Source organism: Sphingopyxis sp. Root1497, from assembly GCF_001427085.1.
In the GTDB taxonomy this organism is placed as follows: Bacteria; Pseudomonadota; Alphaproteobacteria; order Sphingomonadales; family Sphingomonadaceae; genus Sphingopyxis.
Map to the genome: position 1 here is coordinate 536,202 of NZ_LMGF01000003.1, position 16,121 is coordinate 552,322.

15 protein-coding genes and 1 pseudogene are annotated in these 16,121 nt (G+C 67.2%); 12 read left to right on the forward strand and 4 right to left on the reverse strand.

All coding sequences use genetic code 11. The features are described from left to right. The 5 genes and pseudogenes from ASD67_RS23320 to ASD67_RS06025 all read left to right on the forward strand — a co-directional run. A pseudogene (locus tag ASD67_RS23320) lies at positions 1-751 on the forward strand (hypothetical protein); the annotation flags it as partial. A 63-nt stretch (positions 752-814) separates the two neighbouring features. Continuing rightward, the gene (locus ASD67_RS06010; RefSeq protein ID WP_056344731.1) at positions 815-2,188 is read left to right on the forward strand and encodes a glutamate--cysteine ligase; all 1,374 of its coding nucleotides are present in this window, start codon (positions 815-817) and stop codon (positions 2,186-2,188) included. Positions 2,189-2,267: 79 nt separating this feature from the next. After that, the gene (locus ASD67_RS06015; protein WP_056344732.1) at positions 2,268-2,576 is read left to right on the forward strand and encodes a hypothetical protein; all 309 of its coding nucleotides are present in this window, start codon (positions 2,268-2,270) and stop codon (positions 2,574-2,576) included. Between the two features lie 303 nt (positions 2,577-2,879). Continuing rightward, the gene (locus ASD67_RS06020) at positions 2,880-3,800 is read left to right on the forward strand and encodes a hypothetical protein (protein ID WP_056344736.1); all 921 of its coding nucleotides are present in this window, start codon (positions 2,880-2,882) and stop codon (positions 3,798-3,800) included. Between the two features lie 317 nt (positions 3,801-4,117). Further along, complete coding sequence (locus tag ASD67_RS06025) at positions 4,118-6,382, forward strand: TonB-dependent receptor (RefSeq protein WP_056344738.1); 2,265 nt, start codon at positions 4,118-4,120, stop codon at positions 6,380-6,382. A gap of 340 nt (positions 6,383-6,722) precedes the next feature. Here ASD67_RS06025 and ASD67_RS06030 read toward each other — a convergent pair whose 3' ends face one another. Next, positions 6,723-8,111, reverse strand: coding sequence for a methyltransferase family protein (locus ASD67_RS06030; RefSeq protein ID WP_056347072.1), 1,389 nt, complete (start codon positions 8,109-8,111; stop codon positions 6,723-6,725). Between the two features lie 248 nt (positions 8,112-8,359). Here ASD67_RS06030 and ASD67_RS06035 point away from each other — a divergent pair, with 248 nt between their 5' ends. Continuing rightward, positions 8,360-9,556 (forward strand): M23 family metallopeptidase, encoded by a 1,197-nt coding sequence (locus tag ASD67_RS06035; RefSeq protein ID WP_056344742.1) that lies wholly within the window; start codon positions 8,360-8,362, stop codon positions 9,554-9,556. Position 9,557: 1 nt separating this feature from the next. Further along, positions 9,558-9,953 (forward strand): bactofilin family protein, encoded by a 396-nt coding sequence (locus tag ASD67_RS06040; protein ID WP_156377591.1) that lies wholly within the window; start codon positions 9,558-9,560, stop codon positions 9,951-9,953. 22 nt (positions 9,954-9,975) lie between these two features. Here ASD67_RS06040 and ASD67_RS06045 read toward each other — a convergent pair whose 3' ends face one another. From ASD67_RS06045 to ASD67_RS06055, 3 genes are read right to left on the reverse strand one after another with little or no spacing between them, the layout of a single operon-like run. After that, positions 9,976-11,742, reverse strand: coding sequence for a sensor domain-containing diguanylate cyclase (locus ASD67_RS06045; RefSeq protein ID WP_056344747.1), 1,767 nt, complete (start codon positions 11,740-11,742; stop codon positions 9,976-9,978). 45 nt (positions 11,743-11,787) lie between these two features. Next, positions 11,788-12,090, reverse strand: a complete 303-nt coding sequence (locus ASD67_RS06050; RefSeq protein WP_056344749.1) for a DUF1905 domain-containing protein — start codon at positions 12,088-12,090, stop codon at positions 11,788-11,790. Then, positions 12,090-13,598: a YifB family Mg chelatase-like AAA ATPase gene (locus ASD67_RS06055; protein ID WP_056344752.1), complete on the reverse strand. Its 1,509-nt coding sequence runs from the start codon at positions 13,596-13,598 to the stop codon at positions 12,090-12,092. The genes ASD67_RS06050 and ASD67_RS06055 overlap by 1 nt, the downstream gene beginning before the upstream one ends. A 268-nt stretch (positions 13,599-13,866) precedes the next feature. Between ASD67_RS06055 and ASD67_RS06060 the strand changes: the two genes are divergently transcribed. Genes ASD67_RS06060 through ASD67_RS06080 form a run of 5 tightly spaced genes read left to right on the forward strand, consistent with a single transcriptional unit; the run spans position 13,867 to position 16,085 of the window. Further along, complete coding sequence (locus tag ASD67_RS06060; RefSeq protein ID WP_056347073.1) at positions 13,867-14,508, forward strand: TetR/AcrR family transcriptional regulator; 642 nt, start codon at positions 13,867-13,869, stop codon at positions 14,506-14,508. Between the two features lie 17 nt (positions 14,509-14,525). Beyond that, positions 14,526-14,966: a VOC family protein gene (locus tag ASD67_RS06065; RefSeq protein ID WP_082544877.1), complete on the forward strand. Its 441-nt coding sequence runs from the start codon at positions 14,526-14,528 to the stop codon at positions 14,964-14,966. Positions 14,967-14,997: 31 nt separating this feature from the next. Continuing rightward, complete coding sequence (locus tag ASD67_RS06070; protein WP_056344755.1) at positions 14,998-15,432, forward strand: VOC family protein; 435 nt, start codon at positions 14,998-15,000, stop codon at positions 15,430-15,432. A gap of 24 nt (positions 15,433-15,456) precedes the next feature. After that, entirely contained in the window at positions 15,457-15,870 is a 414-nt protein-coding gene (locus ASD67_RS06075) for a DoxX family protein (RefSeq protein WP_056344758.1), read from the forward strand. Further along, on the forward strand, positions 15,867-16,085 hold the full coding sequence (locus ASD67_RS06080; RefSeq protein ID WP_056344761.1) for a DUF4287 domain-containing protein: 219 nt from the start codon (positions 15,867-15,869) through the stop codon (positions 16,083-16,085). Before ASD67_RS06075 ends, ASD67_RS06080 begins: the two co-directional genes overlap by 4 nt. Positions 16,086-16,121: the final 36 nt, after the last annotated feature.

A 16,121-nucleotide genomic window follows, 5' to 3' on the forward strand; every position in this document is an offset into this window, starting at 1 on the left:
CGCCAAGGCGTGGAGCGGCGCGACGACCGGACATACCGCGAGCGCCACGACCAGCGGCGGCACCGCCAATGCCAGCTTCGCGTCGACCGCGCCGACCGCGACCAATGGCAGCTATGTCAACGTCCGCGCCGGCGATGTCGTCACCCTGCCCGCCGAAAGCTACGGCGGCGGCGCGGTCGCCGCGCTCTACAACGCCAGCGTCGAATGCACCGGCGGCAGCCCGCTCGCCAGCGGCGCCGCCGGTCGCACGCTGACGATCCAGGGCAGCACGACCGCGACCACCTGCACCTACACCAACGCCTATGTCCTGCCGCTGACGCTCGCCAAGACGTCCGTCGCCTACAGCGATCCGCAGAACGGCACGACCAATGCCAAGCTCATCCCCGGCGGCTTCGCGACCTACAGCCTCACCGTCACCGCGCCCGCGGGGACGCAGGCGAGCAGCAACAGCGTCATCGTCACCGACGCGCTGCCCGCCAACCTCGCCTTGTTCGTCGGCATCTATGCCCCCGGCCCCGGCCCGATCGCCTTCGCTGCGGGATCGAGCGGCCTGACCTACAGCTTCACCAGCCTCGCCAGCACGTCCGACGACGTCAGCTTCTCGAACAACAATGGCGTCAGCTTCACCTACACGCCGGTCGCCGATGCCAATGGCGTCGACACCAATGTCACGCACATCCGCATCAATCCCAAGGGCGGCATGGCGCCCGGATCGAGCTTCACGATCAACCTCCGCGCGATGGTGAAATAGGGGGTCGCGCAGGGGCATTCAGCCCCGATTGCATTCTATACCGAATAGTCTAGATGGCGCGACATGAGCACGCGCACCGCCTCGGACAGCAACGATCCCATCGTCGAAAACCGCGACCAGCTCGCGGCCCCCATGATCAAGGGCGAGAAGCCCAGGGATCGCTGGCGCATCGGCACCGAGCACGAAAAATTCGTCTATCGCACCTCCGATCACCGCGCCCCCTCCTATGACGAGCCCGGCGGCATCCGTGACTTGCTGATGGCGCTCACCCGTTATGGCTGGGAACCGGTCTATGAGGGCGGAAACGTCATCGCCCTGTCGGGCAGCGACGGCGCGGTCAGCCTCGAACCCGCGGGCCAGCTCGAACTGTCGGGCGCGCCGCTCGAAAACCTCCACCAGACCTGCGCCGAAACCGGCCGCCACCTGAAGCAGGTGAAAGAGGTCGGCGCCGAACTCGGCCTCGGCTTCCTTGGGCTGGGCATGTGGCCCGACAAGACCCGCGCCGAACTGCCGATCATGCCCAAGGGCCGCTACAAGATCATGCTCGACCATATGCCGCGCGTCGGCACCATGGGGCTCGACATGATGCTGCGCACCTGCACCATCCAGACCAACCTCGATTATGCGAGCGAGGCCGACATGGTGCAGAAATTCCGGGTGAGCCTCGCGCTGCAACCGCTCGCGACCGCGCTCTTCGCCGCTTCGCCCTTCACCGAAGGCAAGCCCAACGGCTTTATGTCGTACCGCAGCCATATCTGGACCGACACCGACCCCGCGCGCACCGGCATGCTGCCCTTCGTGTTCGAGGACGGCTTCGGCTATGAGCGCTATGTCGACTATATGCTCGACGTGCCGATGTATTTCGTCTTCCGCGACGGCAAATATATCGACGCCGCGGGACTCAGCTTCCGCGACTTCATGAAGGGCGAGCTCGCGGTCCTCCCCGGCGAACTGCCGCGCCTTTCCGACTGGAACGACCATCTCTCGACCGCCTTCCCCGAGGTGCGGCTGAAAAGCTTCCTCGAAATGCGCGGCGCCGACGGCGGCCCGTGGAACCGCATCTGCGCGCTTCCCGCGCTGTGGGTCGGGCTGCTCTACGACCAGGGCGCACTCGACGCCGCGTGGGATCTCGTCAAAAACTGGAGCATCGCGGAGCAACAGGCGCTGCGCGACGCCGTCCCCAGCGAAGGCCTCGACGCCCCCGCGCCCGGCGGCGGCACCGTCGGCGAATTGGCGCACCGCGTCCTCGACATCGCCGCCGCCGGCCTCGCCGCACGCGGTGAGGTCAATTCGATGGGCGACAACGAGGTCGGCTTCCTCGAACCGCTGCGCCGCATCGCCAAGAGCGGCAAGTCGCCCGCGCACGATCTGCTCGACCGCTACGAAGGCTCCTGGGGCCACGACCTGTCGAAGATCTACGACGAACTCAGCTTTTAATGCCGCGCGGACAGCCATTTGGCGTCCGCCACCTTTCATGATAGCATCGCCCTCCGATCTCGATCGAAGGAGAGTGACGATGGTTCATGGTAAGCTTATCCTCGCGGCGGCGATCCTCGCCACCGGCACCACCGCCGCGTCGGCGACCGACATCAACTCGGCCGCCGCCATCGGCTCCAACGCCATGGCCGCACACGTCAGCGCCTTTCCCGCCAGCCGCAACTACGATCCCGATCAGGTGCTCAAACAGCTGAACCGCGTCTGCGCCAGCGACACCGCCTTTGATCGCAAGCGCTGCGCCAGGGCCTGGCGCATCATCGACGACGCCCACGCCAAGCTCCAGGCCAAACGCGCCGCCGAAGCCGCGGCGGCCGGCACGCCCGACTGATCCGCCGCGTCGCCGGGAGCGGCAAGCGCTCGCCGGCTTCGGGGGATTCAAGCCCCTCCTCTATTTCCGTTCGTGTCGAGCGAAGTCGAGACACCCATCGGCAGCGCATGCCTTCGGGGTGTCTCGACTTCGNGGGCTTTTGGTGTGCTTTCGTCCGTCACCGCCCGCAATCGGACGCCAACCTGCTTCCCACCCATTCTGCCTCGCCGACAAAATAGGATCGCCCCCTTGCAAAAAACGCTTTCCTAAATTGTACCAATATGGTTCGTTCAGTCAGTTTCACTGGCCAAAAGGACGAATCACATGACCGACGACAGCGAAAACGACATCCCCGCCCCCGCCAGCTACCACTGGACCCCGGCGCTCCAGCGCGCCTTCCTCGATCATCTCGCGGCCACCGGGTCGGTGCGCATCGCCGCGGGCCGCGTCGCGATGTCGCCCGGCGCCGCCTACCAGCTCAAGCAGCGCCCCGAGGGCGCGGCGTTCCGGCTCGGCTGGAGCGCGGCGCTGCTCATCGCGCGCGACCGCCTCGCCGACGAGCTGCTCGACCGCGCCATCTACGGCATAGAGGAAGTCACCGAGCGCTTCACCGAGGAGGAAAAGCTCAAGAGCCTGACCAAGCGCCGCCGCCACGTCCCCAGCCTCGGCCTCGCGATGCTCGCGCGACTCGACCGCGCGGTCGAAACCCGCGCCCGGGCCGGCGAGGCGATGCTGGCGCAGATCATCGCGGGCGACTGGGCGGGCTTCCTCGCGCTCTTCGACCTCGCGCTGCCCGATGGCGACGAAAGCCGCCGCGGCGCCGCGCTCGCCTGCTGGCTCGCGGGCCGCGACAACCGTACCAACCCGCTCGCGATGCTGTGGAAAGACACGGCGATCGCGAATGAAGTTGCGCAGTTTTCCGCCGATTCCGACCTCGAGCCCGAACCCGACCTGACCCCCGAGGAAGAGGCCGCCACGCTCTCGGTCTGGCACGACGACGGTGAATGGCGCACCAATTTCCCGCCGCCCGAAGACTTCCTCGGCATCGAGGAAGGGGTGTTCGGCGACGAGGAGTATGAACGCACCCTCGAACCCGACGAGGAAGCGGCCGCGGAGGCCGCCCACAACGCCACCATCGCCCCGCTACGCCGCGCCGCCGAAGCCGCGCGGCGCGCCTGGTTCGGTCTGCCAAATCCGGCGAACGACCCCGCCAGCGATGCAAAACCCCGCCACGCCAGCGGCTGACCGATCCTCCCTGTCGCGAAGCGATGGGGAGGGGGACCGCCCGAAGGGTGGTGGAGGGGCCGAAAGCTCGCACGACGCCTGACGGCGTCGGCCCCTCCGTCTGCCCGGAGGGCTGCCACCTCCCCATGCCTGCGGCACAGGGAGGATCGGAACCCGCCCACCCCCGTCCCGACTGTCACAAACTGCAGCAATTGCGCAACACTGCTGACACGAACGTCAGCGGCACGCGCTTCGGCGATTGATCGCGGGCGCATCGAAAGCCAAAGAGCGATGGTTTTCCGCCTCTCCCATCGTCACTCTGTTTCAGGAAGCTTGCCATGCGCCACTTTCCTTCCGCCACCGCTATAGCTCTCGTACTCGTTGCCGCCGCCGGCTTCGCCGCCCCCGCCGCCGCGCAGGACACGGCCCCCGTCGCCGACGAAGGCGGCCTCACCGACATCGTCGTCACCGCGCAGCGCCGCGAGGAAAGCCTGCAGGACGTGCCGGTTGCCGTCTCGGTGCTGTCGGGCGACACGCTCGGCGCGATCACCTCGACCGGTTCGGACGTCCGCGCGCTCGCCGGCCGCGTCCCCAGCCTCAACATCGAAAGCTCGTTCGGCCGCACCTTCCCGCGCTTCTACATCCGCGGCCTCGGCAACACCGACTTCGATCTCAACGCCTCGCAGCCGGTCAGCGTCGTCTACGACGACGTCGTCCTCGAAAACCCGATCCTCAAGGGCTTCCCGATCTTCGACCTCGACCGCGTCGAAGTGCTACGCGGGCCGCAGGGCACCTTGTTCGGCCGCAACACCCCGGCGGGCATCGTCAAGTTCGACACCGTCAAGCCGGGCAAGACCGGCGGCTATGCGCGCGTCAGCTATGGCCGCTATGGCACCAGCCAGGTCGAGGTCGCGGCGGGCGCCGCCGACGACAATGGCTTCTCGGTCCGCCTGTCGACTTTGTTCCAGCACCGCGACGACTGGGTCGACAATGTCGCCACCACCGCGAAGAAGGACCTCGGCGGCTACGACGACATCGCCGCGCGCCTCCAGCTGCAATATGAAAGCGGCCCGTTCACCGCGCGCGCGATCGGCCAGGTCCGCATCTATGACGGTTCGGCGATCATCTTCCGCGCCAACACCCAGCTTCCCGGCAGCAACAAGCTCGTCGGCCTCGGCGGCGCGGGCACCGAATTCGAGCGCGACAAGGTCTATCAGGACGGGCTGAACTTCCAGAAGCTCAACACCTATAATGCCGGGCTCAACCTCGAATATGATTTCGGGCCGGTGACGCTCTATTCGATCACCTCCTATTGGAACGCCAATTTCCGCAGCCGCGGCGACATCGACGGCGGCTTCGGCGCGGTGTTCCTGCCGGTGTCGGGTCCGGGCCTGATCCCCTTCCAGGCGCAGAGCCAGGACAATGTCCCCAGCCTCGACCAGTTCACCCAGGAAGTCCGCGTCGCGTCGAACAATTCGACCGGCCTCGGCTATCAGTTCGGTGCCTTCTACTTCGACGAAAAGCTCGACATCTCCAGCTTCGAATTCGGCGGCCCGACCGATGCGATGCCCTCGGCGATCGCGGTGCAGCGTCAGGACAGCGAGGCCTACGGCATCTTCGGCTCGGTCAACTACGCCTTCGACAACGGCCTGAAGCTTCAGGCCGGCGCGCGCTACAACCATGACACGCGCGATTTCGTCGCGTCGCGTCCGGTCGAGACGCGCCCGATCTTCGTCGTCAATCCCAACACCCCGGTTCCGCCGCAGGCGGCGAGCGTCAAGGGCAAGCTGCTGACCTGGGACGCCAGCGCGACCTATGAGGCGTCGGACGATATCACCGTCTATGCCCGCGTCGCGCGCGGCTATCGCGCCCCGTCGGTGCAGGGCCGCCTGACCTTCTCGCGCACCATCTCGACCGCCGACCAGGAAGAGACGATGTCCTATGAAGCGGGCATCAAGACCTCGTTCCTCGACAACCGCGTCCGCTTCAACCTGACCGGCTATTATTTCGATACCAAGGACCTCCAGCTCACCGCCGTCGGCGGCACCGCCAATGTCGCGAGCCTGCTCAACGTCGATGCCAAGGGTCACGGCATCGAGGCCGAGCTGCAGGCGGCGCCGGCGAAGGGCCTGACCTTCTCGGTCGGCGGCGCCTGGAACGTCGCCGAGATCGACGACGCCAACGCCTTCGTCGCCGGCTGCGGTTCGGCGACCCCGTGCACCGTCCTCGACCCGGTCCGTCCGGGCAGCCCGGGCATCTTCTCGATCGACGGCAACCAGCTGCCGCAGTCGCCGAAGTGGACCGCGAACTGGACCGCTGGGTATGAAATCCCGGTCGGCGACGGCGCCATCTATGCCTTCACCGACTGGTATTACCGCTCGAAGGTGCAGTTCTTCCTCTATCAGTCGGTCGAATTCTCGGACGACAAGATGCTCGAAGGGGGCCTGCGCGTCGGCTATCGCACAGACCGCTTCGACGTCGCGGGCTTCGTGCGCAACATCACCGGCGACAAGTCGGCGACCGGCGGCATCGATTTCAACAACCTCACCAGCTACGTCAACGAACCCCGCATCTGGGGCGTCGAGGCGGGCGTGAAGTTCTAGGACCGGTTCGATCCTCCCTGCGGCGACGCCGCGGGGAGGAGACCGGTTCGGGGTGGGAAGCGCGCCTTGCCAATCCTCCCTGTCGCGAAGCGATGGGGAGGGGGACCGCCGCCGCAGGCGGTGGTGGAGGGGCCGCACCGTCGCGCCATAGCCCCTCCGTCAGCCCTGCGGGCTGCCACCTCCCCATCGCTCCGCGACAGGGAGGATTTGAAGAAACCCGAAACCCGGCGCCCCCGCCGGCGAAACCATCGACCCGCCCGAAAAACCGCTTTCCTAATTTGTACCCATATGGCTCACTGTTCCCGAATCGACGATCCGGAACGGGAATCCGATGCCAGGCTTATGCCACCGGCCCGATACGCTCATCGGGCTCCAGCCGGATCAACGGACGCTTGCGCCCCGACAGCCGCGCGAACAGCCGCGGCACGACCGCATTCTCCTGCGCCCAGGTCCAATACGCCTGATACGCCGGGTCGGCGAGCAAATGCTTTTCCTCGGTCTTGGCGCGCCAGTAATAGACGCTGCTCACGAGACCCAGCAGGACCGTGTTGCGCAGCCCCTCGGTCCAGCCGCCATCGGTGACGAGGAAGGGCAGCGCACCGACCCACCAGCTGAGGTTCTTCGACAGATAGGCCGGGTGGCGCGTATATTTATACGGCCCGTGGGTCATCACGCCGCGATGCGTCAGGTTCGAAAAGCGGATGCCGAACGCCATCGTCGCCCAGCTGTAGATCGCGGTCAGCCCGACGAGCACGATCCCCCAGACGATCATCACATTGTCGTGACCCTCGAGCCAATAGCCCCAGTCGGATCCGTTCACCTGATAATCGAGCGGGCCGCCGTTCATCAGGATGAAGGGCGGGTAGCAGATCAGCGCCGCGACCCACGCCATGCCATAGGGGTTCGCGGTGCGGATATGCGAATCGAGCGGCCGCGCGGTCAGGATATAGCCGACCGTCGCGATATGGACGTCGACCAGATAGAGCAGGTTGATCGCCCACAGCCCGGTAATATACGGGTTGCGCAGAACCTCGCCCATGTCGACGGTGACGAGGCTCGAAAAATTGCCCGGCACGATCGACAGCATGAAGGCGGTGAAAAACCCCTTCACCCCCCATGCGCGGAAATGATGGCCGATCGCGCGGCCATCGACCGGTTGCCCCGGCGCAACCAACCAGCGGCCGAACTGGTAACAGCCGTCGCGCGGCTCGACCAGCCGGCGGTCGAGCCACAGCATGTACGGTACCGAAATCAGCAGCAGCCAGGGCGCGACCCGCTCGAGCAGCTCCATCGAGAATTCATACTGACCTTCCCAATAATAGCGCATCGTCGCATAGGTCAGCGCGATCAGGCCCCAGGTCGCCCACAGCCCGGCGAGCTTGGTCAGGCTGATGTCGACCGTCTCGCGCCAGGGGCGCCGCTGCGCCCAGTCGATCCCGGTCGACGGATTGCGGTGGACCTTGTCGACGAACACCGACCACAGCACCATCGGGATGGCGCAGGCGAGGACGCTGGCGATCGCCGAGTTCGGCCCGCTCATCGGCCCGCGATTGCCCCAGTCGATGCCAAGGAAGGCGGCGATCTCGGGCGTGTAGCGCGCGATCAGCAGATAGGACATCAGGCCGATCAGGCCGACGATTCCGACCCCCGCGCTGACCGCCGAACGCGGCCTTGCGGTACGCTTAGCGGCGGTTTCCGGCGCCGTGTCGGCGCCCGCGGGCAGGGTCATTTCGGGCAAATGGGTCACGCGCTCGGGCCTAGCCGAAAATGGTAAGCAAGCCGTCAATGATGGCCGACGATTCGGCGCTATTTCCTGCCAGAATGGCAGCGTTGCCGCCATTTGACACCGTTCACCGCATCCCGCTTTCGACTCGGCGCGAGTCGTCCCCGCCGGATTCGCGAGTCGCGACAACTGCTGTTAAGGCGCCCGTCATTCGGGGCGGAGGGCTCCACATAATAACAAGATGGGGTCGCCACTTGTCATCGAAATCGACGGGCCTGCGCCATTGGCGCCAGCGCTTCAACGCGCTGTTTCAGGACCATGAAATCTTCGTTCGAACGCACGGCCATGTGCGTTTTCTTCGGATCAGCGCCACCTGGCAAAAGCGAGTCGCGCTGATTGCCGCCGCCGTGCTGCTCGCCTGGGCCGGCGTCACGCTCGCCATCCTCGTCAACCAGCTGCTCGGCGCCGACGAGCGTGCCGCGATCGCCCAGCAACAGGCCGCCGCCAGCGCCGCCGAGCAACGCATCGCCCGCTACCGCGACCGCGTCGCCGAAACCGCCGCCGACCTCGAAGAGCGCCAGGTGCAGCTCGAGGAATGGTCGAAGGAAAGCTTCGGCGCCGAACCCGCCGCGGTCACCGACGAAGCCGGTGCCGAAGCCGCGCCCGCCGCCGCCGCGCCGCTCAAGACCAGCGCGATCGACCCGAACCTGCCCCCCGAGGCGCAGGCGCTGGCTCGGCTCGAAGCGCGGCAGGAGGCCTTTGCCAGCCGCCTGCTCGCCGCGGTCAACGACCGCGCCGCCAAGGCCGAAACCGCCGTCGCCGCGCTCGGGCTCGACCCCAGGGGCCTCGTCCGCAACGCCGCGGCCGGCCGTGGTGGTCCGTTCATCCCCTATCGCGGCAAGATGGGCAAAGCCAAGGCGCTCGGCGCGTCGTTCGCCGCCTTGGAAGGCGCGCTGTTCCGCATGGAAGTGCTCGAACGCACCCTCGTCGCGGTGCCGTCGGGCAACCCCGCCAATGTGCTGATGATGTCGTCGGGCTTCGGCTATCGCAGCGACCCCTTCACCGGCGGCGGCGCGATGCACGCGGGCCTCGATTTCCGCGGCCCCATCGGCACCCCGATCCTCGCCGCGGCCCCCGGCCGCGTCAGCTTCGTCGGTCAGAAGTCGGGTTATGGCAATGTCGTCGAGGTCGACCATGGTCAGGGTATCTTAACCCGCTATGCCCACTTGTCGGGCTTCACCGCGACGGTGGGCCAACAGGTCACGGCGGGGGAACAGATCGCCAGGATGGGTTCGACCGGCCGTTCGACCGGCAGCCACCTGCATTTTGAAGTTCGTTTGAACGGCGTGGCGGTCAACCCGCGCCGCTTCCTGGAGGCCAAAGCCGATGTTCTCGAAGTCAAAGCCGACGCCCGACAGCGCGTCGGTTCCGTCGCCCGCGGTGCCCGCTAAGATGGCGACCGGCGCCCGTCATACGACCTTCTCGATCCTCGGATCGGACGTCGTCGTCACCGGCAATGTCGCGGCCAGCGTCGACCTGCACGTCGACGGCAAGATCGACGGCGACCTCAAATGCGCCAACCTCGTCCAGGGCGAGGCGAGCGAGATCAAGGGCGCGGTCGTCGCCGAAACCGCGAAGATCGCGGGGCTGGTCGATGGCTCGATCGAGGCCAAGACGCTGATCGTCCACGCGACCGCGCGGATCACCGGGGACGTCGTCTACGAAACGATCACGATCGAGAATGGCGGCAAGGTCGACGGCAAGCTCAGCCACCGCCGCCACGGGGCGGCTGCAGCCAAGCCGCCGCTCGAGGTGGTCGAGAACAAGTCGGCGTCGCTCGGCATCTGACCGGAAAAGCGACAGCCTGCGGTCAGCGCGACAGCATCGCTTCGCGGCTCGATCGATCGTCGGAGGGACCGGCGCCGTCGCTGCGGCGCTGGACGACCACCCGGTCGCGTCCGCCGCGCTTCGCATCATAAAGCGCTTCGTCGGCGAGCCGGTAGAGTTGCTGGAAATCGCTCGCGGGGCGGACTTCGGCGACCCCGACGCTGGCGGTGACCGTTCGCGCGCCGATCGCCGCGCGGTGGTCGCACGCCGCGATCCCCAGCCGGACGCTTTCGGCGAAGCGGCTGAGAACGATGCCATCCATGCCCACCGTCAGCAGGCCGAACTCCTCGCCGCCAAGCCGCGCGACGGTACACATCGGCCCTTCCCAGCGCGCGATCCGCCGGGCGACTTCGCACAGGACCGCGTCGCCGGCATCATGACCGTGAACGTCGTTGATCGACTTGAACCGGTCGATATCGACGAGCAGCAATGCCGCCGGCAGGTCGTCGGCGCGGGCGCGTTCGAGCAGCGGCGTCACGCTGTCGACGAAGCCGCGCCGGTTGGGCAGCCCGGTCAGCGGATCGCGCCGCGCCAGTTGCTGGGCCAGCGCCTCCGACGCCCGCGCGCTGTCGCGCTCGATACGCAGTCGGGCGAGCCGGCGCGTCGCCGACGCCGACAGCCACAAAGCCTGCCAGGTCGCCGCCGCCAGCACGAGCAACTGCGAGCCGCCGCCCCACACACGGTCGTCGACATCAACGATATGAATGAAGGCGAGCACCGCCATCGGCAAGCACCAGGCGGCCAGGAAGTCGCGCGCCTCGACCGATCCCCGGCGCCACGCCCAGCCGAGATAGGCGGCGACCGCCAGCAGGTCGGCAACGATGACGAGCCCCAGCAGGTCGGCCCATTGCGTCAGGCTTCCGCTGCGGATCAGCGCCAGCGGAACCCCGACGACCCCGACGATGGTGCCGAGCGCCAGCGCGGTGCCGCGAAGCCGCGCCGACACGGCGCCGCGATCGACCGCCAGCACCGCGCTGAACGTCGCGATCGCGACCGCCAGGCAGGCGAGGAAGGTCGCGATCTGCGCCGACACGGTACCGGCCAGACCGGGGACTATCCCAAGATGAGCCTGCGACCAGATAAAGCCCCACAGCAGCATGGTCGCCGACCAGCCCGCCTGCCAGGCGAGATATTGGCGGCGCACTGCGAAGGCGAGCGACAGGCTGTAGATGCCGCTGACCAGCAGCAGCGTCAGCGCGGCGCCGATCGCCACCGCCATGCCGGTCGACTGCACCACCGCATCGGCTTTCGGCAACAGCCGCGCCCGGATCAGGCCGGCGCTCGCCAGCCGGTCGAAGCGCATCGTCACCGATGCCAGCGGCACCCCGCGCTCGGGCGCCTCGAACAAGATTTGCCCTCCCGCCCGCCAGTGCGATCCATAATCGCCCTGGCGCACCCGTTGCCAGCGGGTGACACCGTCGGCGTAAGTGAAGGCGACCGCGAGCCGGTCGAACCGGCTTTGGTGAACCATGAGCGCGAGGTCGCTGCGCGCGAGGTGTATCCGCGCGGGATCGGTCTGCAGCCAGAGACTGGCGCGATGATAGCCCGTCGGCAGTCCGCCGCACGAAAAGCGGCGCGCCGCAAGGGCGGCGTCGGACGTGTCCAACCCGCTCGCCGCGTGACAAAGCCCATGCTCGACCGTCAGCGCCTCGGCGCTTGCCGGCGTCGGCGAGAAGGTGAAAGCGAGCAGGGTCAGAGCCAGCGCGAGCCTGCCATACAGCTTCATCAAGGGGTTGCCCGCCGCCGTCATGACCGCCGTATCGCACCAATGTGTTCGAAAATCTTTACCATGACCTCAGCCCTGGCCGGGCCGCCCGACGCGCATTGCCACACGCACCCGGTCGCCAAGCCCGATCGCCTCGGCTCTTTGGACCGCAACCTTGACCGGCAGCAGATAGGTACCGGCGCGCGGAAACAGCGACGTCGCGAATTCGGTGGCGCCGATCTTTGCGACCACCGGCACGACTCCCCAGCCATAGCTTTCCGACAGCGCCGCATAACGTATGTCGCCGACAAGGGTCTCGGGAATGACCGCGAACAAATAGGGCGGCGGCCCGCGCCACTCGATGATCTCGGCGTCGAACCGCATATCCGGCATCAGCTGCGCGGCGCCTGCCGCCGATAGCTCAGCGCTTCGGCAAGGTGGATGCGGCCGATGCTTTCGGCTCCCCCCAGATCGGCGATCGTCCGCGCCACCCGCAAGATCCGCGTATAGCCGCGCGCCGACAGCCGCATCGCCTCGGCCGCCTGCGCGAGCAACTTGCGCCCCGGCTCGTCGGGAGTCGCGACCGCTTCGAGCAAGGTGCCGTCGATCTCGGCATTGGTGCGCGTCTTGTGGTCGGCATAGCGGCGCGTCTGCACCCCGCGCGCCGCGGCGACCCGCGCCGCGACCTCGGCGCTGCCTTCGGCCGGCGGCGGCAGCACGAGATCGGCGGCGCTCACCGCCTGCACCTCGACATGCAGGTCGATGCGGTCGAGCAGCGGCCCCGACACCTTCGCCTGATAGTCGGCGGCGCAGCGCGGCGCGCGGCTGCACGCCAGCGCCGGGTCGCCGAGATGGCCGCAGCGGCACGGGTTCATCGCCGCGACCATCTGCACCCGCGCCGGAAAGGTGACATGGGCGTTGGCGCGCGCGACACTGACCTCGCCGGTTTCGAGCGGCTGGCGCAGGCTGTCGAGGACCGTTCGCTGGAATTCGGGCAGTTCGTCGAGGAACAGCACGCCGAGATGCGCGAGGCTGACCTCGCCCGGACGGACGCGCAAGCCCCCGCCGACGAGCGCCGGCATCGATGCACTGTGGTGCGGGCTGCGGAACGGCCGCGCGCGGACGAGGCGCCCGCCTTCGAGCTGCCCGGCCACCGACGCGATCATCGACACTTCGAGCGCTTCGCCCGGATCGAGATCGGGAAGGATGCCGGGCAGGCACGCCGCCATCAGCGACTTGCCCGCCCCCGGCGGCCCGACCATCAGCAAATTATGGCCCCCCGCCGCCGCGATTTCGAGCGCGCGCTTGGCGACCTCCTGCCCCTTCACCTGCGCGAGGTCGGCCATGCGGCGCGGCTCCTCGACTTCGCCGGGGCGCGGCGGGGCGAGCAGCGCGCTGCCCCGGAAATGATTGAGCAGCGCGAGCAGATCGGGCGCCGCGAGCACCTCGACATTGCCCGCCCATGCCGCCTCGGGGCCCTGCGCCACGGGGCAGACGAGACCACGCTCCTGGCTGCCCGCATGGAGCGCCGCGAGCAGCACCCCCGGCGAAGCGGCGACGCGGCCGTCGAGGCCGAGTTCGCCGACGACGACATAGGCACTCAGCGTCTCGGCATCGATGACGCCCATCGCGCCGAGCAGCGCGAGTGCGATCGGCAGATCATAATGCGAGCCTTCCTTCGGCAGGTCGGCGGGCGACAGGTTGACGGTGATGACCTTGGGCGGGAGCGAGAGGCCAATCGCGGCGATCGCGGCGCGGACGCGCTCGCGGCTTTCGCCGACCGCCTTGTCGGGCAGGCCGACGACGACGAAGCGCGGGACACCGGGGGTGATCTGGCACTGCACCTCGACCCCGCGCGCTTCGAGCCCGAGATAGGCGACGGTGGATACGATCGCGACCATGGACGCCCCCCCCCCCCCAAACAATATGTGCTTGCTTTGTTCTCATATTCGTGGCAGGAAAGTGCCGCGCGGTCGAGTCTTTTCGAACAGGCGCGCCGCACACGAACGCCGCGGAAACTCCGCAGGGCGACCTTGTTTTTTACACAGGGCTGGCGGGGATATCGCACCCAGAGCCCACGCGGCGAATCCCACCATGACCGGGCGACAAGATCGAAGGGTCTTTTGGCGGCGCTTGACAACATACCAACTGGTCGGTATGTTGATTCGCATGACGAGCAACCAACCCCCTTCCGGCCCCGCCCCATCGCCGCGTGCACCGCGCGGCAGCGCCCGTGCGGCGCTGATCGCGGCAGCGCACAGCACGGTACGCAAGCAGGGCTATGCCGCGACCAGCGTCGACGAAATCTGCGCGGCGGCGGGGGTCACCAAAGGCGCCTTCTTCCACCATTTCGCGTCGAAGGAAGCGCTGGGGGTCGCCGCCGCCGAGGGCTGGACCGAGCGCGCGCGGCCGATGTTCGAGATGGCGCCGCACAACCGGCTGGACGACCCGCTCGACCGGCTGCTCGGCCATATCGATTTCCGGCTGGCGATGCTCGACGGTCCGACCGAGGATTATACCTGCTTCGTCGGCACGATGGTGCAGGAAGCCTATGCGACGAGCGACCGCATCCGCGCCGCGTGCGAGGCGAGCATCAACGCCTATTGCCAGGCGCTCGCCCCCGACATCCAGGCCGCGATCGACCTGTACGGCGCCCCCGACGACGTCACCGCGATCGGACTCGCCCAGCATGTCCAGTCGGTGCTGCAAGGCGCCTTCGTCCTGGCGAAAACCACGAACGACCCGGCGATTGCCCGCGGCACCGTCACCCATTTGAAGCGTTATGTCCGGATGCTGTTCGCTCCGGACTGAAGCGAGAGGAACCCCCGATGTCCGATGCACCGAAGATGATTTTCGTGAACCTGCCTGTCGCTGACCTCGCAAAGTCGAAAGCCTTTTACGAGGCGCTGGGCTTCACCAACGAACCGCGCTTCTCCGACGATACCGGCGCCGCGATGGTGTGGTCGGAAACGATTTTCGTGATGATCCTCTCCCACGAAAAATGGAAGGGCTTCACCGACCGGCCGATCGCCCCGGCGACCTCGAGCGAGGTGTCGCTGGCGCTGGCGCTCGGCAGCCGCGAGGCGGTCGATGCGATGGTCGAAGCGGCCGCCGCCGCGGGTGGTACCGCCGACATCAACCCGGTGCAGGATCATGGCTTCATGTACGGCCGCGACATCCTCGACCCCGACGGCCATGTCTGGGGTCCGTTCTGGATGGACCCCGCCGTCGCCAATGGCGAGGCGCCTGTCCCCGAAACCAGCCTCTGAAAATAGTCCCACATCCCCAAGGAGAGAGAAAATGCCCCAGATGATTTTTGTGAACCTGCCAGTCACCGACCTCGACAAGTCGAAGGCCTTTTACGAAGCGGTCGGCGCGACGAACAACCCCGCGTTCACCGACGACACCGCCGCGTGCATGGTGATCGAGGAAGGGGCGATCCACGTGATGCTGCTCACCCACGCAAAATGGGCGACCTTCACCGGGAAGACGATCCCCGACGCGCATACGACCGCGCAGGTCCTGCTCTGCGTCTCGGCCGACAGCCGCGAGGCGGTCGATGGACAGGTCGACAAGGCGGTCGGCGCGGGCGGCAAGGCCGATCCGACCCCGACGCAGGATTTCGGCTTCATGTACGGCCGCAGCTTCGAGGATCCCGACGGCCATATCTGGGAAGTGATGTGGATGGACCCCACCGCGATCCCCGCCGGCGAACCCGCCGAAGCATCGGCCTGACCAGCGTTTCGGGAGGAGGAAGTGATGACCGATGCAGTCCCCAAGGGTCAGTCGATCGCCGGCCGCGTTTTGAGCGGCTTGGTGATCCTCTTCCTCCTCTTCGACGCCGGCTTGAAGCTGGTCTCACCGGAGACCGCGATCAAATATAGCCCGCCCGACCTCGGCTGGCCGCTCGACGTCCCGACGATGACCATGCTCGGCACGCTGCTGCTGATCCCGACCCTGCTCTATATCTGGCCGCGCACCGCGATCCTCGGCGCGATCCTGATCACCGCTTATCTCGGCGGCGCGGTCGCCACCCATGTTCGGATCGGCAGCCCGTTGTTCAGCCACATATTGTTCGGCGTGTACCTCGGCGTGATGCTGTGGGGCGGCCTCTGGCTTCGCGATTCCCGCCTCCGCGCCATGATCCCCTTTCGGGCCGGAGCGAGCGCATGAGCTTTCAAGCCTATATCGACAATGTCGAGGCCAAGACCGGAAAGTCGGCCGACGCGTTGAAAGCCATCGCGATCGACAAGGGTCTTGCCGACGCAGACGGCCTCGCTCCGGGCGTCAAGGCCGGACAGATCATAGACTGGCTGAAAGCCGATTACGGCCTGGGCCACGGCCACGCGATGTCGATCGTCGCCTGGATCAAAGGCAAACGATCCTAGCCTCCGTCTTTGGAACAAGAGGAATAGTTCGATGAC